The sequence below is a fragment of the Vibrio sp. TBV020 genome (assembly GCF_046056895.1).
Taxonomy (GTDB): Bacteria; Pseudomonadota; Gammaproteobacteria; order Enterobacterales; family Vibrionaceae; genus Vibrio.
Window position 1 is genome coordinate 32046 of record NZ_JBEEAQ010000003.1, and the last position, 20793, is coordinate 52838.

21 protein-coding genes are annotated in these 20793 nt (G+C 44.5%); 7 read left to right on the top strand and 14 right to left on the bottom strand.

Annotated elements, in window-relative coordinates; translation table 11 throughout:
• Positions 1-49: 49 nt before the first annotated feature.
• The 5 genes from AAFX28_RS08015 to rhtB form a co-directional block, all read right to left on the bottom strand.
• A complete protein-coding gene (locus tag AAFX28_RS08015; RefSeq protein WP_408686993.1) occupies positions 50-541 on the bottom strand; it encodes a cyclin-dependent kinase inhibitor 3 family protein in 492 nt (163 codons plus the stop codon).
• Positions 542-553: 12 nt separating this feature from the next.
• Positions 554-1555, bottom strand: a complete 1002-nt coding sequence (locus AAFX28_RS08020) for an ArsJ-associated glyceraldehyde-3-phosphate dehydrogenase (RefSeq protein WP_408686994.1) — start codon at positions 1553-1555, stop codon at positions 554-556.
• An 18-nt stretch (positions 1556-1573) separates the two neighbouring features.
• Positions 1574-1915: an ArsR/SmtB family transcription factor gene (locus AAFX28_RS08025; RefSeq protein ID WP_408686995.1), complete on the bottom strand. Its 342-nt coding sequence runs from the start codon at positions 1913-1915 to the stop codon at positions 1574-1576.
• Positions 1916-2025: 110 nt separating this feature from the next.
• Positions 2026-3252: an EAL and HDOD domain-containing protein gene (locus tag AAFX28_RS08030; protein ID WP_408690843.1), complete on the bottom strand. Its 1227-nt coding sequence runs from the start codon at positions 3250-3252 to the stop codon at positions 2026-2028.
• A 30-nt stretch (positions 3253-3282) separates the two neighbouring features.
• Entirely contained in the window at positions 3283-3900 is a 618-nt protein-coding gene (gene rhtB / locus AAFX28_RS08035; RefSeq protein ID WP_408686996.1) for a homoserine/homoserine lactone efflux protein, read from the bottom strand.
• Positions 3901-3986: 86 nt separating this feature from the next.
• On the opposite strand from rhtB, the gene AAFX28_RS08040 reads away from it, so the two are divergent.
• Together AAFX28_RS08040 and AAFX28_RS08045 are read left to right on the top strand one after the other, a co-directional pair.
• Positions 3987-4973 carry an alpha/beta fold hydrolase gene (locus tag AAFX28_RS08040; RefSeq protein WP_408686997.1) on the top strand — a complete coding sequence of 329 codons (987 nt, stop codon included), beginning with the start codon at positions 3987-3989 and terminating at the stop codon, positions 4971-4973.
• A gap of 110 nt (positions 4974-5083) precedes the next feature.
• The gene (locus tag AAFX28_RS08045) at positions 5084-5905 is read left to right on the top strand and encodes a Cof-type HAD-IIB family hydrolase (protein WP_408686998.1); all 822 of its coding nucleotides are present in this window, start codon (positions 5084-5086) and stop codon (positions 5903-5905) included.
• A 53-nt stretch (positions 5906-5958) separates the two neighbouring features.
• Here AAFX28_RS08045 and AAFX28_RS08050 read toward each other — a convergent pair whose 3' ends face one another.
• Positions 5959-6429 (bottom strand): EVE domain-containing protein, encoded by a 471-nt coding sequence (locus tag AAFX28_RS08050; RefSeq protein ID WP_408686999.1) that lies wholly within the window; start codon positions 6427-6429, stop codon positions 5959-5961.
• Between the two features lie 38 nt (positions 6430-6467).
• Here AAFX28_RS08050 and AAFX28_RS08055 point away from each other — a divergent pair, with 38 nt between their 5' ends.
• Together AAFX28_RS08055 and AAFX28_RS08060 are read left to right on the top strand one after the other, a co-directional pair.
• Positions 6468-8003, top strand: a complete 1536-nt coding sequence (locus AAFX28_RS08055) for a COG3650 family protein (RefSeq protein WP_408687000.1) — start codon at positions 6468-6470, stop codon at positions 8001-8003.
• The gene (locus tag AAFX28_RS08060; RefSeq protein ID WP_408687001.1) at positions 8000-8644 is read left to right on the top strand and encodes a tRNA-uridine aminocarboxypropyltransferase; all 645 of its coding nucleotides are present in this window, start codon (positions 8000-8002) and stop codon (positions 8642-8644) included. Before AAFX28_RS08055 ends, AAFX28_RS08060 begins: the two co-directional genes overlap by 4 nt.
• Here AAFX28_RS08060 and AAFX28_RS08065 read toward each other — a convergent pair.
• The 7 genes from AAFX28_RS08065 to lptM all read right to left on the bottom strand — a co-directional run bounded on the left by AAFX28_RS08065 (position 8628) and on the right by lptM (position 15789).
• Entirely contained in the window at positions 8628-11090 is a 2463-nt protein-coding gene (locus AAFX28_RS08065; RefSeq protein ID WP_408687002.1) for an EAL domain-containing protein, read from the bottom strand. The genes AAFX28_RS08060 and AAFX28_RS08065 overlap by 17 nt on opposite strands.
• Positions 11091-11183: 93 nt before the next feature.
• The gene (gene yigB / locus AAFX28_RS08070; RefSeq protein ID WP_408687003.1) at positions 11184-11906 is read right to left on the bottom strand and encodes a 5-amino-6-(5-phospho-D-ribitylamino)uracil phosphatase YigB; all 723 of its coding nucleotides are present in this window, start codon (positions 11904-11906) and stop codon (positions 11184-11186) included.
• Positions 11903-12835, bottom strand: coding sequence for a tyrosine recombinase XerC (gene xerC, locus AAFX28_RS08075; RefSeq protein ID WP_408687004.1), 933 nt, complete (start codon positions 12833-12835; stop codon positions 11903-11905). Before xerC ends, yigB begins: the two co-directional genes overlap by 4 nt.
• Entirely contained in the window at positions 12807-13511 is a 705-nt protein-coding gene (locus AAFX28_RS08080) for a DUF484 family protein (RefSeq protein ID WP_408687005.1), read from the bottom strand. Before AAFX28_RS08080 ends, xerC begins: the two co-directional genes overlap by 29 nt.
• A gap of 34 nt (positions 13512-13545) precedes the next feature.
• On the bottom strand, positions 13546-14376 hold the full coding sequence (gene dapF / locus AAFX28_RS08085) for a diaminopimelate epimerase (protein WP_408687006.1): 831 nt from the start codon (positions 14374-14376) through the stop codon (positions 13546-13548).
• A gap of 10 nt (positions 14377-14386) precedes the next feature.
• Complete coding sequence (gene lysA / locus AAFX28_RS08090) at positions 14387-15640, bottom strand: diaminopimelate decarboxylase (protein WP_408687007.1); 1254 nt, start codon at positions 15638-15640, stop codon at positions 14387-14389.
• Between the two features lie 29 nt (positions 15641-15669).
• Entirely contained in the window at positions 15670-15789 is a 120-nt protein-coding gene (gene lptM / locus AAFX28_RS08095) for an LPS translocon maturation chaperone LptM (RefSeq protein WP_408687008.1), read from the bottom strand.
• Positions 15790-15864: 75 nt separating this feature from the next.
• Here lptM and cyaY point away from each other — a divergent pair, with 75 nt between their 5' ends.
• Entirely contained in the window at positions 15865-16179 is a 315-nt protein-coding gene (gene cyaY, locus AAFX28_RS08100) for an iron donor protein CyaY (RefSeq protein ID WP_408687009.1), read from the top strand.
• 61 nt (positions 16180-16240) lie between these two features.
• On the opposite strand, the gene AAFX28_RS08105 is transcribed toward cyaY, so the two are convergent.
• Positions 16241-18769, bottom strand: coding sequence for a class I adenylate cyclase (locus AAFX28_RS08105; RefSeq protein WP_408687010.1), 2529 nt, complete (start codon positions 18767-18769; stop codon positions 16241-16243).
• A 334-nt stretch (positions 18770-19103) separates the two neighbouring features.
• Here AAFX28_RS08105 and hemC point away from each other — a divergent pair, with 334 nt between their 5' ends.
• Both hemC and AAFX28_RS08115 read left to right on the top strand, forming a co-directional pair.
• Entirely contained in the window at positions 19104-20042 is a 939-nt protein-coding gene (hemC, locus tag AAFX28_RS08110) for a hydroxymethylbilane synthase (protein ID WP_408687011.1), read from the top strand.
• A gap of 6 nt (positions 20043-20048) precedes the next feature.
• Complete coding sequence (locus AAFX28_RS08115; RefSeq protein WP_408687012.1) at positions 20049-20792, top strand: uroporphyrinogen-III synthase; 744 nt, start codon at positions 20049-20051, stop codon at positions 20790-20792.
• The last annotated feature ends 1 nt before the right edge of the window (position 20793 follow it).

The window sequence follows — 20793 nt, forward strand, 5'->3', positions numbered from 1 at the left end:
CTTTTGGATCATGGTGATCCAAAAGCTCGAATCGCTGTTTGACTATAAATTACTGAGCAGCAATGTCTTGAATATATTCAACTTGAATCGGCTTCGTAAACGCTCCTGGGCGAAGTGCTTGAACCTCTTGAACGATCTTGTCTAGATCCCAGCCTTTCTCTAACAGTAGATGCGCTGCAAATAGACCTGTACGACCAGAACCGCCCATGCAGTGCATTGCTACTTTTGCGCCGTTATCTACGATTTTGTGTAACTCAGGGCTTGCTGCTTGCCACTTAGCAGCAAACTCAGCACCTGGTGCACAATCGTCTTCAATTTCGATTTGGAACCACTGCATGCCAAGCGCACGAGTTTTCTCACCAAGTGCTGCAACGTCTTTGCTTGCAAGCTCTGTATCATCAAGTGCCGTTACGATTGCTTCAACGCCTTGCTCTTTAAGCTGTGCTAGAGATGAATCTAGGTCCGCCTCTTTTGTACCTGGGCACGGAGTCAAGATAAGTGCGCCATTCGTAAGGTCTAGTTGCCAGGTTGGATGTGTCATTGTCATTTCCCCTTATGCTAAGCCGACTTTACGTACTAGCTCTGCCGTACGTGTTGCGTAACCCATTTCGTTATCGTACCAAGCGTAGATCTTCACCATACGCTTACCCACTAACATGGTAGAAAGCGCGTCTACGATTGTTGAACGTTGGTCGCCTTTGTAGTCGATAGAAACTAATGGACGCTCTTCATAGCCTAGAATGCCTTGTAGTTCATTCTCTGACGCTTCTTTTAGAAGTGCGTTTACTTCTTCAGCTGTCGTGTCTTGTTTCACTTCGAAGATGATGTCAGTTAAAGACGCATTCGCTAAAGGTACACGTACTGCGTGGCCGTTGATGCGGTTTTCTAACTCAGGGAAGATCTCAACAATCGCTTTAGCAGAACCTGTGGTTGTTGGGATTAAGCTCATACCACAAGCACGTGCACGACGAAGGTCTTTGTGCGGCGCGTCTAAGATAGTTTGTGTGTTGGTTAGATCGTGAATAGTGGTGAATGACGCATTCTCGATGCCAAGTTTCTCGTTGATCACCTTAACGACTGGTGCGATACAGTTAGTAGTACAAGAAGCCGCTGTCACGATTTTGTGCACTGCTGGGTCAAAGATGTTGTCGTTAACACCGACCACAATATTCGCTACGCCATCTTCTTTTACTGGAGCAGAAACCACAACGCGTTTCACACCTTGCTCTAGGTATTTGTTTAGGAAAGAAGTCTTACGGTGAACACCGGTCGCTTCAATCACAACATCACAGCCAGACCAATCAATCGCATCAATATCACGCTCTTGGGTTGTTTTGATACGCTGGCCATTGATGATCATCTCATCGCCTTCAGCCGTTACTTCATGGTTCCAGCGACCTTGAACTGAATCGAACTCTAGAAGGTGTGCAAGCGTTGCTGTGTCACCCGCTACATCGTTAATTTGCACAAACTCTAACTCTTCCCAATCAAAAGCTGCGCGAAGTGCTAGACGGCCAATACGACCAAAACCATTAATACCTACTTTAACTGTCATGTCTTTTTCCTTAACTATTTAAACGCAACATTGAGGACGTGAAGTCATCGCTTCTAAGCGCTCAATATCTTGCTGATATTCAGTTTTCAAACAGTTCGATGCGATAAGGTCGTCAATTAACTTTAGCATCCAACCGGGTAAATCTTGTGCTAGGCGATAGAAGACCCACTGCCCTTGACGAACGTCCGTTAGGATCCCGTTTGAGCGCAATTGCGCTAAATGGCGAGACACTTTCGGCTGACTCTCTTGCAGTGCTTCAGTCAGCTCACCGACAGATAGACACTCTTGGCGAACGATTAGCATTAAACAGCGAACGCGAGTTTCATCAGATAGAAGCTTAAAAAATTGGTGAGGAAGCATAACTACATACTCATATATGGATATGCGTATATATTAGAAGAAAGAACATATACGTCAAGCCATATATACTCATTGTCATAAAAGTTTAATGAAGTTAAATTGAGCGAGGGTTAAATAATGGCGTTCAAATCTTGGCTCCAACGCTGAGCCTGGGAGATACGTGGCATGACATCGTTGACCGATAAATTAAGCTGTTGGCAAGCCGTCTCTACCCCATTCCAGTCAGCATTTTCATAACACTCTTCTAAGTGCAATAACACACCATAAGGGCCTTCACGCTCAAGCAATGCCACTTTAATCGAAGAACAGAGTGGGAGTTGCTCCACCAGTTCTTTTAGGGAAACATCCAACAGAGCATCAAGTAAAGAAAATAGGCCAATCAAAAAAGCCTGATCACGAAATTGGCTAAATGGATTTTCGCGCGCCATTAACATAAAAAACTGGGCGCGCTGTAATGACAAGGTATAAAGTTCTTTCGGTTTGTTCGCCGACACGAATGATGCAACAGCCAGTGAGACAAACATTTTCAGCTTGTCTTGCCCTAAATAGACAAGCGCCTGTTTAAATGAAGAAATCGGTACTTCCAAACGATCAGACATCGTATTAACGAATCGCAATAGCTTATAAGACAACGCGACATCTTTAGCGACAATAGATTCGACTTTAAGGAAATCCACTTCGGGTTGGCAAACTTCTCGGAACAACTCCATTGCAATAAGTTGTTCAGGGCTCAAATAACGTTGGCGTACAATTTCAGGTTTACTAAAAAAGTAGCCTTGGAAAAAACTAAATCCAGCTGAGCGTGCAGCGAGGTACTCTTGTTCTGTTTCTACTCTTTCTGCAAGAAACTTTCGTTTGGAGCTTTTTGCTTGCAGTTCTTTCACCATCGCACAAGCTTGCTCTAAACCCACCGCCATGATGTCGATTTTTACGATTTGAACAAAAGGGAGAAAACGCTCCCACTCAGGCGTATAAATAAAGTCGTCTAACGCGATGAGATAACCTTGGGCATGCAACTGTTTAATCGCATCAAGTAACTCATCGTTTGGAATACAGGTTTCCAAAACTTCAACCACGATTCGCTCTCTCGGCAGAGAAAGTGGTAATAGTCGAATCAGACTCTCATGAGGAAAGTTGATAAAGCAGCGAGAGGTAGATAAACCTGGGTTCGTACCTACAGACAAGAAGTTTTCAACGATCAGGCGATAAGTCGCTCGGTTCGCCTCTATATGTGCGGGGTAAGCATTCTTTTCACCGTCACGAAACAGCAACTCATAACCCAGAGTCTGTCGCTTCGCGTTCAAGATAGGCTGGCGAGCGACGTAGGTTTCTTTAATTCGTTGCGGCATCGTGACGGTACAATTAGCTTAGGCTTTAGCGGCTGCGAGTAATGCACCACAACCCATGAACATTGAGCCAAAAACCTTGTTGATTTTAGACATAATCTTATCTGAGCGAATGAAGCGGCCCATTTGTGAAGCCAAACTTGTATAACCAAGCATTACCACAGAGTCGATAAATACCGTTGTTACGCCAAGCACCAATAGTTGAGTCATTTGGTCTTTCATTGGGTCAATAAACTGAGGAAATAGAGCGACCAAAAACACGATAGATTTAGGGTTGGTTAAGTTAATCAAAATGGCGTTGCGCATTAAGTTCATACTTGATAGATGAGTGTCTGTGTCGGCGGTTGCCAAACTAGAACGGTCGCGCCATTTCTGGATACCCAACCAAATCAGATAGGCAGCCCCGACCCACTTAATCACGCTAAAAGCAAACGCTGATTGTGCAACCAGAGCACCGATACCCGCGCCAACAAGCATAATGTGTATCGCTAAGCCAATCTGTAGGCCAGCTATCGCAGAAAGAGAGCGTTTTGTGCCGTAACTCAAGCCATTACTGATTGAGTTCACCGTACCTGAACCTGGTGCAAGACTGAAAACAATTGCCGTTACCACATAAGCGAGCCAAACATGCATATCCATAGTATTTCCTCTCGACTAAACGCTCTTAGCCACACATAATCTAATTCTGTCGCAAAACTGAAACCATAATCAGGCTTTATTACACCATGAATGATTCACGCTCCAACATTAGTCCTTCTTATACTCAAGAGTCCAATTTTGAGCAAGCAATCAATGGCAATATTGCTAACTTATGGCGCTCTCGCGAAGAAGGGTACCTGAAATCGTTTGATAAGACCTCGCTTTACTGGATGAAACTCACCTCACCAGAACATACAAAAGCAATTGTCGTCGTCAACGGCCGTATAGAGTGCACATCAAAATACCAAGAGCTTTTCTACGATCTGTTTCAGCAAGGCTACGACATTTACTCTTTTGACCATCGTGGTCAAGGTCTATCTGACCGCCTCATTGAAGACAAACAAATGGGCTTTGTCAGAGAGTTTGAAGACTACGTTAAAGATCTCGATAAGCTCATTCAGCACTTTGATTTATCTGGGTATGAAAAACGTTATCTGCTTGGGCACTCAATGGGAGGTAACATCACCACGCGCTACCTCCAAACCTATGATGCGCAATTTGACGCTGTGGCTCTTAGCGCCCCGATGTTTGGCGTAAATTTACCTTGGCACTTAAAACCAATAGCAACACTGCTAGGCCAAGTGCTCACAGCGGTATACCCAAAACCGACTTTTGCTCCTGGCCAAGTCGCGTATTACCCAAAACCTTTTGAGAACAACCTGCTAAGTCAAAGTGATGCTCGTTATCACTGGTTCAGAGATTGGTATGAACAACATCCAGAATTAAAAATTGGCGGGGCGAGCACTCAGTGGGTATGGCAAGGACTGATGGCCTGCAAACAATGCTATCTAATGACTCGACATATTCAGGTTCCATTTCTTGTACTGCAAGCAGGAAATGACCAAATCGTATCTAACCAAGCTCAAGTTCAATTTATGAAAAAACTAGCTAAGACACATAGCCAGTGCGCTTTTAAGATTATTCATGATGCTAAGCATGAGCTGCTGTTTGAAAAAGATGAGTATCGTAATCAAACACTCGATGCCGTTCTCCACTTCTTCGAGCAATACTAAAAACAGGAAATCTTAGAGGGTGATCTTTACCCTCTTTTTCCCCTTTCTGTTCAAGTAAACTACACTCTCTACCCGCATGGGAAATTAATCGCTGTACATACGAGGGTGATATGACCGAAGCACGCAAAGATACTCCTTTTCACATTGTAGCCTCTGATCTCGACGGTACTCTTCTAGCACCAAACCACCAGCTGAGTACTTTTTCAAAAGAGACGTTAAGAACACTGCACGAAAAAGGATTTACATTTATATTTGCTACAGGTCGTCACCATGTCGACGTTGCTGGTATCCGTGAAATTGCCGGCATTCCTGCCTACATGATCACCTCTAATGGCGCGCGCGTACATGACCAGAATGATCAACTCATGTACAGCAAGAACGTTCCTGAAGAACTAGTCCAGCCAGTGATCGACATGATCCGACAGGATCCAAACATTTTTATCCACATGTACCAAAATGAAGATTGGTTGTTAGATAGAGAAGACCAAACATTGGCTGAGTTTCATGAAGACTTCAGCTACAAACGTTTCGAAGCTGATGCTGCTCCTACCAATGGTATTGCGAAAATCTTCTTCACTCATCCAGAGCACGACCATGACCATCTGGTAACGTTTGAGCAAAAATTGCGTGAAGCTTTTGGTGATAAATTGAACATCGCATTCTCTACACCATGGTGTCTTGAAGTGATGGCAGCAGAAGTGTCGAAAGGTCATGCATTAGAAGCTGTCGCTAAATCACTTAACTTAACGCTTGAGAACTGTATTGCGTTTGGTGATGGTATGAACGATGCAGAGATGCTTGCGATGGCGGGTAAAGGCTTAGTTATGGGAACGTCTCATCACAAAGTTAAAGAAGCGCTACCAAACAATGAAGTCATTGGTAGCAATGCTGATGATGCCGTCGCTCACTACCTACAAGATAACCTACTATAAGTGCGTTTTTCTTATCATCAGGCAGCCTGTAGTGCTGCCTGATTTTTTATGAGTTAACGCTGACTTGGTAATTTCTCTTTCCCCAAAATCGCCTGCCACTCTTGTTCCGTCACCGGCATAATTGAAAGCCGATTTCCACGCTTCACCAACGGCATATTTTCTAACTCTGGCATCGCTTTCATTACCGTAAGTGGTATAAGTCGATCGGTTTTTCGCACAAACTCAATATCCACCATGACCCAACGAGGGTTCTCTGGGCTTGATTTTGGATCGTAATAATCACTCCCTGGATCAAATGCAAAATGATCAGGGTAGGCTTCTTTCGTCACCTTAGCGATACCTGCTACACCAACTTTCTTGCACGATGAATGATAAATAAGCACCAAATCGCCTTCTTTCACCTCATCTCGCATCATATTGCGTGCTTGATAATTGCGAACGCCTTCCCAACAAGAACTGTTTTGTGTTCTAAGAGTGTCAATAGAGAAGGTGTCTGGTTCAGTTTTGAATAACCAATATGCCATAATAGAATCCGCCAGTTTCTGAATAGGGAAGATATAGCATGAAGGCGCTTCGAAACCCAGTCGCTGTAATGACATTACTTGCATTACAAGCGTGTTCTACTTCAACACAGCAAAGCTCCGAGTCAACATCAACCATACCTGCTGCCAGTTTAGATAAGCCTGCGAGCATCAAACCTCAAACGTTTATCATGCGTGGTGAAGTAATTCTTGGTCATGAAGTGCGTTCTATTCGGCCATGCGGGAGTCAAAAGCAATATTGGCTCGACCTACCCAATGACCGCTTCCAGCAAGCTTTGTCTTTAGTTCGTGCTCCTTATGAGCCTATGTATGGCGAAGTTATTGGCCACCTAGAAACGGGGCTAGCTGATGGCTTTGTTTCTGACTATACCGCTCGTTTTGTTGTTGACTCCATCAATCTGCTCACCGCCGAGAACCCTAAGCGATGCGATCAACCAACCAAGCCAACACGCGCTTTTGGTACGGAGCCATTTTGGTCAATGAGCTTTGAAAGCAACCAACTCGCCTTCCAGAAAATGGGGGAAGATAAGCAAGTGTTGGGGCTTCGCTCAAGCCGAATTGAAGCAGATCGACGTCGTTATCTATTTGAAGGTGGCTCGTTAGAACTGAATCAGCGCAGCTGTGTCGACGGCATGAGCGATTCTATTTATGGATGGAGTGCAACTCTGCTGCTAAACGGACAGGATTATCAAGGGTGTGCAACTCTCTCAAACCAAGATGGTTCTCAAGACTGGACTGGTTTCTATCAAGCAGCCTCGACAAAAAGCAGCGACTTCTCTGTCTCGTTACAAATCAACCCAGACCACACAGCGGTTACCTCTTACAGCTATAACAATGGCGAATCTGACTCAGTTGAGCGTGGTTATTGGCAACAACTCAGTCCTGAACAGGTCCAAGTTGTAATGACGCACCACCAACAGCAGCCTTTGCTTTCTGAACGCCTCTTTAGCCGTGACGGTTACCAGCTGACTGCAACGCAAGAAAAAGTCGGTAATGTCATCTATCCAATTGCAGATGGCGGTGTCACTCTATTTAAAACTAAACCCGAGTCACAACAAGCCCAACAGCACACTAAACCGTTATCTGAGAACGCAATCCCATCTTTTGCAGAGTTTAACCCTAAGGTAGACCAAGCTATACGCGACTACTTTACAATTAACCAAACAGACCCAGCAGGTACTCGTTATCGCTGGTTAACTTACGATTTAAATGGTGATGGCAATAAAGAGCTCATTACTCAGTTAGATTGGTGCGGTTCAGGTGGTTGTACACTCCTAGTCTTTGAAAACCATCAGAACAATTGGCGTTTTAACAGCCGAATTACACTCGTTAACACCCCGCTTAATCTTGGGGTGAATAGCAGTGAAGGCTGGCAGGACTTGATCTTTTTTGTTAGTGGCGGCGGCGCAGCACCCAATCAACATATTATGAAGTATGATGGTGTCAGCTACCCACTAAATCCAAGCACTGCGCCCGTTGCTAACTACGATGAGATTAGCCAAGTTCAGCTGTTCTCTGACGGGTTAACCCCTCACCAAGAAGGTATCACTCTGTGACGCTAGCAACACAGAATAAAAATGAGGGCTTACCAAGTGTGTGCCCTCAATGTCAGCTTCGCTATCAGTGTATTTGTGAACACCTACCGTCACTCACCTCTGCAGCACATATTGCCCTGCTAATGCATGAGAACGAGCAACGCCGTGATACCAACACCGGTCAATGGCTACTGAAAAGCCTCCCCTCTTCCACTAGCGTGCATACCTGGCAACGAACCGAGCCTTGCTCGAAACTGCTTGCCCTACTCAATGATAAGCACTATCAAGCTTATTTATTGTTTCCGAGTGAAGACAGTGTGCCTGTAAGCCAAGCCTTTCGCCTTACGAGCAGCGAAGGACGAACACCGCTCTTTATTATTCTCGATGGAACCTGGCAAGAAGCGAAAAAAATGCTGCGTAAAAGCGCTTGGCTTAAAGACTTGCCTCTCGCCCACATCATTACAAGTCACGCATCCAACTATCAGCTGCGTCGTAATCAAGAAGAGGGGCACTTATGCACTCTCGAAGTGGGTAGCGAAGTACTCAGAGCAATAGGAGAAAAGCAGCAGGCTGAGCACCTGCTAACTTTCTTTGACCACTACATGCAAGCGTTTAAAGCTGACAAAAGTGGTCATGCTTTAAAGATTAAAACAGACGGGTAGGCTCTGCTAGATAGAAGCCTTGCAGGTAGTCGACGCCGAGATCCTCGGCAATTTCACATACTTCTCGATTATGGACAAACTCTGCGACTGTTTTGGCATTTAGTACTTGGCACAGCTTGACCAGCTGACCTGTGATTTGGCGCTGTTTTACATCGCGGTCAATGGTCTTAATCAAACTGCCATCCAATTTGATGATATCTGGCTCTAAGCGAATAATTTCATCGATATTTGAGTAACCAGAGCCAAAGTCATCCACCAGCAAGCGTACACCCATGTTTTTGAAGTGACTGCAGATCTCAGACATACGGCCGAAGTCTTTAATTTGTTCGGACTCCAACACCTCAATCCCCAAACGATAAGGGTCATTTAACTTTGCGATCGATTCTTCGAGAAGATAAAGCGTCTTGTCGCTCAACATATCTTGTGGCGATAGATTGATAGAAAATGAGTCCTGCTTATCCGCCATATAGTTGAGTGTTGAAGAGAGCATATAACGGCTCAAACGGGTATAAAGATGAGTGCCTTCAATGATGGGTAAGAATCGACCCGGCGCAATAATGCTACCTTCGTCCTCAATTCGCACTAAACACTCCTGAGACTTTTGCTCTCGGGTATTAGCTGCAAATATTGGCTGGCTGTAGGTAATAATACGCTTTTTAAGAATCGCTCGACTGACAATACCCATTAACTCAATTTTATCTTGCTGTTGTTCGACACTCATTGAACAGTCTTTAGCATTGAAGAAATGTGTATTACGTTCTTTACCTGTTCGTCTCGCATCAATGGACTTCAACAGCAACTCGTCTCCTGGAATATCAGGAAAGTCGCAAGCACTGGCTATACCGCCGGTAATCGAAACCGACAAGTAATCAACTTCTGGTAAACCGTAGGGTTCAAAATTAATTCTTTCAATTTGATCGGCAAATGTAGAGAAGTCTTGCTGGATTTTGGTGCTTGTCACATCAGAACTAAACACAATCGCCCACTCGGCCGTACCAATATAGTAAAGGTTTTTAACGAACTCATTGCCACGACGCTGTGACAAGCGGTCAATGAAGTGATCACTCAAATCACGGATCAACTCATCAGCCACTTGATAGCCATACTTCTCGTTCACTTGGTGGAAGTTAGATAACTTGATGGTAATAACATGCTCATGATCTTTGAACACTTTTAATCGTTCTTGCAGGGCGACGCGATTTTTAAGGCCGGTGTGCTTATCTAATCGATAGCTTTCAATTAGCCTTTCTGCCTGTTTAGCTAATTTATGCTCCATTCCTTTCTGAGCTTGATTGAGCTCATCAATAGAATGGCGAATCAAATGAAACAGTGGTGACACTGGGAATTCACTGTGCTCGTCAATCACAATCTCAGGGCGCTCACTATCTTCGCTGAGCGCTAGGTAAGTCATACTGTGGTGGAGCGTCTCTTGAATATCACCGCGATACAATTCCCCCATGCAGTAAGAGCCATTGCTACTTTCGAGGTGGTCAAAAGGCTTAGTTTCACTCACGCCTTCAAGAAACTCTAAGCGAGATTCACAGTTGTAAATAAATACTGACTCTGGATTATGACGAGCTAACTGAACCACATCATAGCGGACTTGTTCTAACGTCAATGATGGGTGGTTGTAGCAGATACGAACTTCGTCCCCGATACTGATCGCGTTGTCGAGCCGAATAGAACCATCGAGGTAGATTTCTCTCAGACTACTGATTTGACCGCCGCTCGCTTTCAAAGGAAAGCTGTACATCTGTTCTAACGTGATGGGACAATCGTCAGCTAGACGTTGCTGATAAATGGAATAAGTCGGCTGATAATCTAGGCTTTTTAATATTGTCCCTTGCGCATCTGTCACTCTCAACGTACCGCCAATTGGCGTCCACTCAGAAAACGCGTTGCGATAGACCATCAACTTTTCACCATGTAGCCCTGCTAAAACAGCCGCGTTGTGATAGGTTTGATTGCCCCACAAAACCCACTCTTCTCGCCCATCAACACTACTCGCTAGGCCACCACTCATTGGCGTCTCAATAGCAGCACCTAATGCTTGGTAAAGTCCATTTGCATGAGCAGAAAAGCTAATAATCGATTTAGATGTCGAGCCTATTTCTAACTTAGCTAGAACCTCTTCAACCAGAGATTCTAAGTTATTGTCGAGCTGGACACTCGTAGAGGTAACTAAAGAATGTTCAAAGTAAGACAGCAAAACTAGGCTGCCTTCATGATGGATTTGTCCATCAAACATCGTATGACGAGTACTGTGACCAATAATCTGGCAGTGAGGTAGGTGTAGCAACAAAAGGTCAGCATAGGAACAAGCTACTTGCTCTGTATCGGTCGACAAGATCTGGACCAAATACGAGGCTGAATTTCCACTAGGAATATCCTGCAGAAACGATTGTAGTTGCTGACTATTTGTAATCAGTGCGGAATAGGTGCGCATTCTATTAGCCTGAGACGTTAGTATTTATATATTTTTTCTATACCGTAATCGATGTGCACCCATATGAAAAGTGTTGATTTTGCCGGTTGCTATTTAGTTCTCACTCAATAACAACAACTCATGCAAACGGTTTACTTCAACGTCTGGCAATGTACGGCTTTTAGAGCATGCATAGATATCTTTGCCTTGGTCGTTAAACCAACATGCCTGCATACCACTACGCTTAGCGCCAACAACATCAGAGACTAAATGATCGCCTACATGAAGAATATTTTCTGCGGGTAACGCTAGGTAACTCCGCGCTTTATCAAACAAATCGCAATGAGGTTTTGCGTAACCATCAGGGCCCGCTTTAAGTACCAATGAAAAGTAAGGCGCTAAACCAATTTTTTCGACATCAACGTTACCATTAGTAATCGCAACCAAAGGCAAATGTGTCGCTAACTGCTTTAGTACCTGATGAGCTTCCTGTGGCACTGTAAAATCACTGCGTAAGCGGTGCACTTGCTCTATTGCATCATGGGCTGCCTGTTTCGCCTGTTCTTCGCTATAGCCAAGTTCTCTTAACCCGCATTCAATCTGCTTGAAGCGCCATAAGGTGACATCATTAAGCAGCCAGTCATCTTGCTGCGCTAAACGCATTTTAAGCTCGTGCCACCAGCCTAGTGGCTTAGTCGCTGATACAGGGTGATGGTGATGAATCCATTGCGCCATTTGCGCCTCAACCTGACGGATGATTGGTCGGTTGTCATAGAGCGTATCGTCCAAATCAAACGTCATCGCTTTAATAGGCTTCAAATGGCGAAAGAATTTCATGAGTCACTGCCCTTCTTTTTTGCTCTTGGGTGAGCTTGATCGTATACCTCAGCTAAGTGTTGAAAGTCTAAGTGGGTATAGATTTGTGTAGTGGATATATTCTCGTGCCCTAATAGCTCTTGAACGGCACGTAAGTTATTACTCGACTCAAGCATATGAGTTGCAAAGGAGTGGCGTAATTTATGCGGGCTGATATGACTTGCAACCGCTTGTTTCTGCCCCCATTCAGCCATACGTTTCTGTACATTTCGATGGGAAATTCGCACACCTAATTTAGAAACAAACAACGCAGGTTCATCACTATTCGCTAAGCTTGAACGCACTTTTAGCCATTTACCAACCCATTCAGCCGCCATGCCAGAAAAAGGCACTTTACGCTCTTTATCTCCTTTACCAATGACACGAATCTCACCAGAAGATAAACCAACATCCTTGATATTAATGCTGACAAGCTCAGCCAAACGTAGGCCCGCACCATACATCAACTCCATCATTGCTCGATCACGTACTGCCAATGGGTCATCTTCATTGACTTCCAACAACTGACCTACTTCGTCAACATCAAGGTTTTTTGGTAGAGGACGTTTTTTACGAGGAGCCGAAACACCTTTCGCAGGATTAGCATTCATTTCCCCTCGCAGCATCATAAAATCAAAGAAGCTACGCAAAGAAGAAAGTCGCGTCGCTAAACTGCTTGGCTTCATGCCTTCACGCATGCCTTTACTGGCTAACTGACGAACCCAACCAGCATCCACTTGCTGCCATTCTTTTAAACCAAGCTGAGCTAAGTGACCCGCCATCGTTTCGAGTTGTTGCTTGTAATTACGCTGAGTGTGAAGGCTCAGCCCCTTTTCGCTTCTTAGATATTCATAGAAACGCTCTAGAGGCTGCTGTATACCTTTAGGCAGAGGTACTGCTGATTCGTTCATTCGACTCGCACTGCCAAGGAAGGGTTTCAATAAGGTGAGAAAGGACAAGAGCCAAATGGCGTAGGAACAGAGTATCCATATGCGGTTGGAAATGCCCGCCGTCACTGCTAGAAAAAGCCAGAATACCTTGTAGTCCTTTGTTGTTTAAAGGCAGAACCACGTAAGAGCCCATTTCTGGAGCTCGTGAGTTATCACCAAATAGCAGTTCTCGGTCCACTTTACGCATACGACCTAAGTAAGCACTTTTGCCATTAAGGTGGTTAGTAGCGAAGCGTTGATAGCTGCTTTTATCCAATGAGTAATAACTAGATTCACTGTCTAACAAGCGAATATAAGCGACTAAGCCCAATGTCTTCGCTTTCTCTTCAATCGCTTTAATCACCGACAGTAGTGCATCACCTCTAAGGATCTGCTCTTGCAAATCCATAAACTCATGAAAGGTTTGGTCGTTGCTTTTTGCCAATGACATCAACGTGGTGATCTCTTCTTCAAGTTCTTCAATACGCTGACGTTGGCGATTCATCTGAACATGAACTAATGAAACCGCACCTTGCTCCTGATGAGGTAGCGCTAAGCGATCCACCAAATCACGACGATGAGTAAAAAAATCTGGGTTGTCACGCAGGTATTCAGCGACGACTTCTGCCGTCAGTGCATCTGCTTCGATATGCGACACAATTGTTCCTTTTTATTATTATATGCAGGGTATATTAGCAGCTTAGTTGGCCATCAAAGACATGCGTAGCTGGGCCAGTCATATAAAGTGGTTTACCTGGACCTTGCCACTGAATGTTCAGTGAGCCACCAGGCAAGTTCACTTTAACGCGCTCATCAAGCAGCCCTTGCACAATCCCAACGGCAACCGCGCCACATGCACCGCTACCACACGCTTGCGTTTCACCTGCACCGCGCTCGTAAACTCGCAAATTCACTTCGTTGCGATCCAGCACTTGCATAAACCCTGCATTCACTCGCTCTGGGAAACGTTCATGGGATTCTAAAAGCGGACCTAAATTGTCTATATCTGCTGTCGCCACATCATCAACCACAGTGACCACATGTGGGTTGCCCATACTGACTGCACCACAGAAGAGCGTTTTATCTTCAGCACGTAGAATATAGGTTTTCTCAGTTTGCTTAGCTTTGAAAGGAATTTTACTCGGCTCAAACTCGGGTACACCCATGTTGACCGTGACTTGATCATCTTCTTCGATGTTCAACACCATTTTACCTTTCTTAGTGCTGACACTGATGCTGTATTTATTGGTTAAACCTTTCATACGAACAAAGCGAGCGAAGCAACGAGCGCCATTACCACACTGCTCAACCTCACTGCCATCAGCATTAAAGATACGGTAGTGGAAATCTGTTTCAGGATCGTATGGAGCTTCGACCACCAGCAATTGGTCAAAACCAACCCCGGTATGACGATCCGCCAAACGGCGGATCAGGTCAGGGGAAAAGAAAATATTTTGGGTAATGCAATCAACAACCATGAAGTCATTACCCAAACCGTGCATTTTTGAGAAGTGGAAATGCATAAGACTTCAATTACTCCGGAAGTACGTTTTCAAGTGCCCATAGGCTAGAGAGTTCTTCACGCTGGCGAACTAAATGAGCTTGCTTACCATCGACCATCACTTCCGCAGCGCGAGAGCGTGTATTGTAGTTCGATGACATAACAAAACCATAGGCACCAGCAGAACGTACCGCTAGAAGATCATTTTCTTCTAACACTAGCGCTCGGTCTTTACCCAGGAAGTCACCTGTTTCACAGATAGGGCCCACTAGGTCATAAGTAACCGCTTCACCCTCACGAGGAGAAACAGGCACGATATCTTGCCAAGCTTGGTAAAGGGCGGGACGCATTAAGTCATTCATTGCCGCATCAATGATGGCAAAGTTCTTATGCTCAGTATGTTTTAGAAACTCAACTTTAGTCAGCAGTACGCCAGCGTTAGCGGCAATCGCGCGTCCTGGCTCAAAAATAAGCTCAAGGTCTTGATGGTTCTCTAGACGCCCTAACAACGCTTTTGCGTAATCAGACGGTTCTGGTGGAAGTTCATCACGGTATACAACGCCAAGTCCACCGCCGACATCAAGGTGTTCGATCGTCACACCTTGTGCTTTAAGGTCATCAATCAAAGCCAATAAACGGTCTGTTGCATCAATAAATGGTTCAATATCCGTTAGCTGAGAGCCGATGTGACAGTCGATACCTTTCACGTCTAGGTTATCTAAGCTTTGTGCAAACTGATAAACCGCAGGTGCGCGGTCGAAAGCGATACCAAATTTATTATCGCGCAGACCAGTAGAAATATAAGGGTGAGTATTTGCATCAACATCAGGGTTAATACGCAGCGAAATAGGCGCTTTAACACCAAGTTCGCCAGCCACTTTGTTTAGACGCTCTAGTTCCGGTTCTGATTCTACGTTGAAACACTTAATACCGAGTTCTAACGCACGCTTCATCTCAGCTTCAGTCTTACCTACGCCAGAGAACACTACCTTTGCGGCTTCACCACCAGCAGCAATAACACGCTCTAGCTCACCACCAGATACAATGTCAAAGCCTGAGCCCAAACGAGCAAGTGTGTTCAGAACGCCAAGGTTTGAGTTCGCCTTCACTGCGTAACACACTAAATGAGGATGTTCGCCGACCGATTTATCAAAAGCATGCCAATGACGCTCTAGAGTCGCGCGTGAGTAAACATAAAGTGGAGTGCCAAATTGTTGCGCTAGTTCCGTTAGTGAGACATCCTCAGCCCAAAGCTGGCCATCGTCCTGATAGTTGAAGTAATCCAAAATTCTTTCCCTTATATTCTGATTCTATTTTATTGCGAAGGCTGCTCGTTCTGTTGAGCGTCTTCAGGCATGTAAAGAGGTCCAGTTTGACCACAGCCAGCGAGGCCAAGAAGCGAAAAGATAAATAGTACTAAGATTGATTTTTTCATCGGTTGTATCGTGATTATTCTTTCAATGCCCCCTATAATCGCACCACACTCAGGAAAAGCAATAGGATAGATTGGATGAACGATACTGAATTTCATCAGTTAGTAGATGTTCAAATGCAAATCATCGAGGAAATGATTGATGATTCAGAAGCGGACATCGACTACGAGACCTCTGGCAACGTAATGACACTAGAGTTTGAAGACCGTAGCCAAATCATCATTAACCGCCAAGAACCAATGAAAGAAATTTGGTTGGCGTCTAAATCAGGTGGTTTCCATTTCTCAATGATTGACGGTCAATGGACATGCTCTAAAACTCACCTTGAACTGATTGCTATGGTTAAGCAAGAGTGTGAAAAGCACAGTGATGAAGAGATTGAGTGGGTATAATTAGTCTTCCCAACAGATACAAAAAAGAGCATTTATGATGCTCTTTTTTATTGTCTACTCGTTAGGCATTAACCGTTTTACTCGGTCTTGAATAACTCGCCCCATCATTTCGGTAAGGGACGATGTAAGGTTCATCATCTTCAGGGCGAACAATTTGGTAATACTGAGGTAAGTTGAAGTTGATTAGCTTCGACGATAGTGGATTCTCATCCTGTACTGAGGTGTAGAAGCTATTCACACTCGCAATCATCTCATCTTTCTCACCTTTGAACTGGTGATAGACTTCAACACGATTTGCTTCATCAAGCACGTAGATATTGAACCCTTGCTCACTATCTTCAAAGAAAAATTGGATCAAGCCTTCACTAGCAAACCCATCAACGACTTCTGGCAGTTGGTAATCTTGCTCTTTATCGAGCATCAGTAATGGAGAACCTTTAAGCTTGTTGGTCGAGATACTGCGGTAAAAGTCCACCGAGTTTTCTAACATTTGAACAGATACACCGCGACGTTCAAAGAACAGGCCATATGTCTGCTGACCAATACGTAAAGCTTTAAAGCGACGACGTTTTTCCTGTTCAACAGGTTTCAAACGTAGGTCAATACATTCAGCGAGCAGCTGATAAACCATATTACGCATCACACCGCGAAGGTTCTTGCTGTAACAGAACACATCCACTGATTCTGGCGGAATCGCATCTTGGTGCATTTTACCCAGTACCGTTTTTAGAGCATCAAGCATCGCAGTCTCACCTTTAAAGTGTAAAGTACGTACTTCATGCCATGAATTGCGATAAACCAAATCAACACTGCCAACTAAGCATTTCTGCTCAGGACCAAAGCTGAAAATATCTGTGCTCTTAGGATCCAGTTTCAGTGACTTACCACTTAGCTCTGCCGTCGGGTCATTTTCAAAGTTGATAAACATCGCTAGCTGGCTAATCTCACATGGACTCGCTAATGCTTGCATCGTCGGACGGCGCTTACGCAGTGAGAAGGTATTACGCAGATCGCTGACCATTTGGTAGAACTTATCGATATCCAAGTGTGCATCTCGAATAACCGAGTGCAAACGCGTCGATTCGGTAATCAAACCATTGAAGAATGACCAAGCGACCAGCTTACTAAGATACTCATTGTGCTCAAGCGGTGCCTGACCAAGAATACGATGTGGAGTCAGCGGTTGCTTATATAGATACCAGCCTGACTTATTCGTGCGACCTGGGCGAACCTCAATAAAGGTCAGGTCTGACTCATGCAAATCCGGTGAAATCTGCGGATTTAATAGCGTCACTTTACCTGGCAGCACTTCAAAAGCAGCATACAGCTTACGAGCTAAGATACTGATATCTTGTGGGCTGATTGCAGAAGTGATGTCATTACGGCGTGCAAACTGAATCAAGTTACGGTAACTCTGCATCAATGCATCAAGCAGTGCATGGTGTACAACCTTAACTTGTTCAACTTTCCAATTACGGCGATCATCTAATTCAGCGACCACAGAATCAGACCAGTCCCACTTCTCTACCATGTCAGTTAGTGCTTCTCGGCGCCAAGCAACCGAACCAACACTAGGCTCACGTGATAGTTTTTCATGGGTTTTGAGATAGAAACAACGACGAACCAAGTCCAAACGCGTGGTATCACCAATACGCTCAAGATAGCGTGTTACTTTCTCTAGCATTAGATAATACGCATCCATCCCATAGAGATCTGGCTCATGAGCAAAGAAACGACGTTTAGTATCTAAACTTAGAAGTTGGGTATTTGGGTACTCCCACGAATAGGCTTCAAGCAAAATAGCTTTGAGAACCGATTTATATGGCGAGTCGATACTCTTGTACAACTGCCATAGGTTCGAGCCAAAATACTCCTCTGCTGGAATACGATTGAGTTGACCGAAATCGATCCACTTAGAACAATCAATATATCCTTTACTACAAAGGTCTTTCACATATTCGTCGTAGCACTCTTCCATCTCAGGTGGCACGATTTGCCACAATAGACGTTGCCCCGCTAGGCGAACGGCACTGCGATAGAATTCATCGAGTAGAAGGAGGTGTTGAGATGAACCACAGTTATCACCCGTCATCTCTTCAGAATGGTTAGAACGGAATCGCTGTTCATCCATTAAGAAGAAGTTCGCTTCAACACCCTGGGTTTGCGCCCAGTCGGTGATCAGCAAACATTTGTTGGTTAAAACTTCACGCTCGTCAGCACTCATATCAGGAGAAACGCACACCCAGATATCTAAATCACTTGATGTACTCTGACCAATAGAAGATGTACTGCCCATCGTATATAAGCCCAAAATCGCTGGGTTATCCGATGCAATAAGAGGCTGACCAATCGTTAACTGTGTATCTTCTACAAACTGTCGCTGAATATCATTAAGTTCGAAATCACAAATACCAAAAGGTACGTGCGCGTCGAAATAACCAGGCATAACTGGGTGATTAAAATGAAGCAGGGTCGGAATTAGATGGAATACACGCTGACTTGATAAATCCATAAGCGCCAGCGCACGTTCAATACGTTGCTGGTTAAGGTTATCAAGTCTTTTAGTTAGCGTCTTGGTGTAAGCCTGCAAGAGAGCTTCCTTGGTTCATATCCTAGATAGTGCCTGACTATTAATTGTTCTAAAGCACCAACAAAACGTGATCAATCTAACATTTTTCTTTGAGTTGGTAAAGAAATGTACGATCGATTCGACACAATTTTGCCCACCTGAAATTGTCGCTCTTAGTGTGGTACGTAACTTCTATTAATAATAATAGCCTATTTTACAAACGAGACATTTATCACACTCTTTTAATGATTTTATGCTAGCGAACATCAAACTTAGGCCCGATTTGATAACCAATAATGCTTTTTTAACCGACAGTGGTAGGATTAGCCCATTATTTTGTTTTCAGTAGAACGCTATGACTCAATCAACTCCTATTCGAATCGCAACACGTAAAAGCCCTCTTGCTCTTTGGCAGGCTCATTTTGTTAAAGATGCACTTAAAGCGGCCCACCCAGGCCTAGAAGTTGAGCTAGTAACGATGGTCACTAAAGGCGATATCATTCTAGATACTCCACTGGCAAAAGTAGGTGGTAAAGGTCTATTCGTTAAAGAGTTAGAAGTAGCAATGCTGGAAGGTCGAGCTGATCTAGCGGTTCACTCGATGAAAGATGTCCCTGTTGATTTCCCTGAAGGGCTAGGTCTTGTCACTATCTGTGAGCGAGAAGATCCACGTGATGCGTTTGTCTCTAATACTTACAACAACATTGATGAGTTACCTCAAGGTGCAGTAGTAGGTACATGTAGCCTGCGTCGTCAGTGTCAGTTGAAAGAATACCGCCCAGACCTAGTGATTAAAGAACTTCGCGGCAACGTTGGTACCCGTCTAGGAAAACTAGACGACGGCCAATATGACGCAATCATTCTTGCCGCTGCTGGTCTTAAACGCTTAGAACTAGAAGAGCGTATCAAGAGCTTTATCGAACCAGAACAATCGCTACCAGCAGTTGGTCAAGGTGCTGTCGGCATTGAGTGTCGCCTTGATGATGAACGTTTAATTAAACTGCTAGAACCACTAAACCACAAAGAAACAGCTGACCGTGTTCTATGTGAGCGCGCAATGAACCTAACGCTAGAAGGTGGCTGTCAGGTACCAATTGGTAGCTACTCACTTATCGATGGCGATAACATTTGGTTACGTGCTCTTGTTGGTGAGCCAGACGGTTCTAAGATTGTACGTGGTGAAATCCGTGGTTCTCGCAGCGATGCCGAAAAACTAGGCGTTGAACTAGCGAATCAATTACTAGACGATGGCGCAAAAGAGATCCTAACCAAGCTATACGCTGATCACGAGTAATCATGCATGGCAGTTCTGGTCACTAGGCCGGGAAACCAAGGCCTTTCACTATGCCAACAACTATCAGAGGTGGGGATCGCAAGCCATCACCATCCTCTGATTGAAATTCAATCCGGAGACCAGCTCTCTGGGTTGGAAAATCACATCCTTTCTTTCGACATCATTATCGCGGTTAGCCAACATGCGGTGAGCGAAACTAGCGATTATCTTGCACAAACGTGTCAAAGTTGGCCTTCAAACGTCGTCTATCTTGCCGTTGGTCAAAAAACTGCACATGTTTTAAGCAAAGTCACCCAACAAAAAGTACACTACCCCGACATCAGTGACAGTGAGCACCTACTGAAACTAGACGCTCTCAAGCATGTCACCAATAAAAGAATACTTATCTTGCGTGGTAATGGTGGCCGAGAACTGATCTTCGACACCCTTAGCAAGCGTGGCGCTAAGGTCGAATATCGGGAAGTCTACAAACGAGAAAACCTAGCTTTCCGCTCAGATTTGTTAGTTCCAATCTGGCAAGATAAACAAATAACCCAATTAGTCATCACCAGTTCAGGTCAACTCGACTATTTTATCTCTCAGTTAACAGTCACTGAGCTGAACTGGCTATATACGCTCCATCTATTTGTTCCTAGTGAGCGTATCGCACAACATGCACGTGAGGCTGGTTTTAAAGTTGTCACCAACACCTTAAGTGCCTCTAACCCAGTGTTATTGGCTGCTCTCCAGCCAGATAAAACAGGACAATAAG

What these genes read in the sequence shown, in the direction of transcription:
- AAFX28_RS08015 (WP_408686993.1), bottom strand. Translation starts at nt 541, where the DNA reads ATGACACATCCAACCTGGCAACTAGACCTTACGAATGGCGCACTTATC.
- AAFX28_RS08020 (WP_408686994.1), bottom strand. Translation starts at nt 1,555, where the DNA reads ATGACAGTTAAAGTAGGTATTAATGGTTTTGGTCGTATTGGCCGTCTA.
- AAFX28_RS08025 (WP_408686995.1), bottom strand. Translation starts at nt 1,915, where the DNA reads ATGCTTCCTCACCAATTTTTTAAGCTTCTATCTGATGAAACTCGCGTT.
- rhtB (WP_408686996.1), bottom strand. Translation starts at nt 3,900, where the DNA reads ATGGATATGCATGTTTGGCTCGCTTATGTGGTAACGGCAATTGTTTTC.
- AAFX28_RS08040 (WP_408686997.1), top strand. Translation starts at nt 3,987, where the DNA reads ATGAATGATTCACGCTCCAACATTAGTCCTTCTTATACTCAAGAGTCC.
- AAFX28_RS08045 (WP_408686998.1), top strand. Translation starts at nt 5,084, where the DNA reads ATGACCGAAGCACGCAAAGATACTCCTTTTCACATTGTAGCCTCTGAT.
- AAFX28_RS08050 (WP_408686999.1), bottom strand. Translation starts at nt 6,429, where the DNA reads ATGGCATATTGGTTATTCAAAACTGAACCAGACACCTTCTCTATTGAC.
- AAFX28_RS08055 (WP_408687000.1), top strand. Translation starts at nt 6,468, where the DNA reads ATGAAGGCGCTTCGAAACCCAGTCGCTGTAATGACATTACTTGCATTA.
- AAFX28_RS08065 (WP_408687002.1), bottom strand. Translation starts at nt 11,090, where the DNA reads ATGCGCACCTATTCCGCACTGATTACAAATAGTCAGCAACTACAATCG.
- yigB (WP_408687003.1), bottom strand. Translation starts at nt 11,906, where the DNA reads ATGAAATTCTTTCGCCATTTGAAGCCTATTAAAGCGATGACGTTTGAT.
- xerC (WP_408687004.1), bottom strand. Translation starts at nt 12,835, where the DNA reads ATGAACGAATCAGCAGTACCTCTGCCTAAAGGTATACAGCAGCCTCTA.
- dapF (WP_408687006.1), bottom strand. Translation starts at nt 14,376, where the DNA reads ATGCATTTCCACTTCTCAAAAATGCACGGTTTGGGTAATGACTTCATG.
- lptM (WP_408687008.1), bottom strand. Translation starts at nt 15,789, where the DNA reads ATGAAAAAATCAATCTTAGTACTATTTATCTTTTCGCTTCTTGGCCTC.
- cyaY (WP_408687009.1), top strand. Translation starts at nt 15,865, where the DNA reads ATGAACGATACTGAATTTCATCAGTTAGTAGATGTTCAAATGCAAATC.
- hemC (WP_408687011.1), top strand. Translation starts at nt 19,104, where the DNA reads ATGACTCAATCAACTCCTATTCGAATCGCAACACGTAAAAGCCCTCTT.
- AAFX28_RS08115 (WP_408687012.1), top strand. Translation starts at nt 20,049, where the DNA reads ATGGCAGTTCTGGTCACTAGGCCGGGAAACCAAGGCCTTTCACTATGC.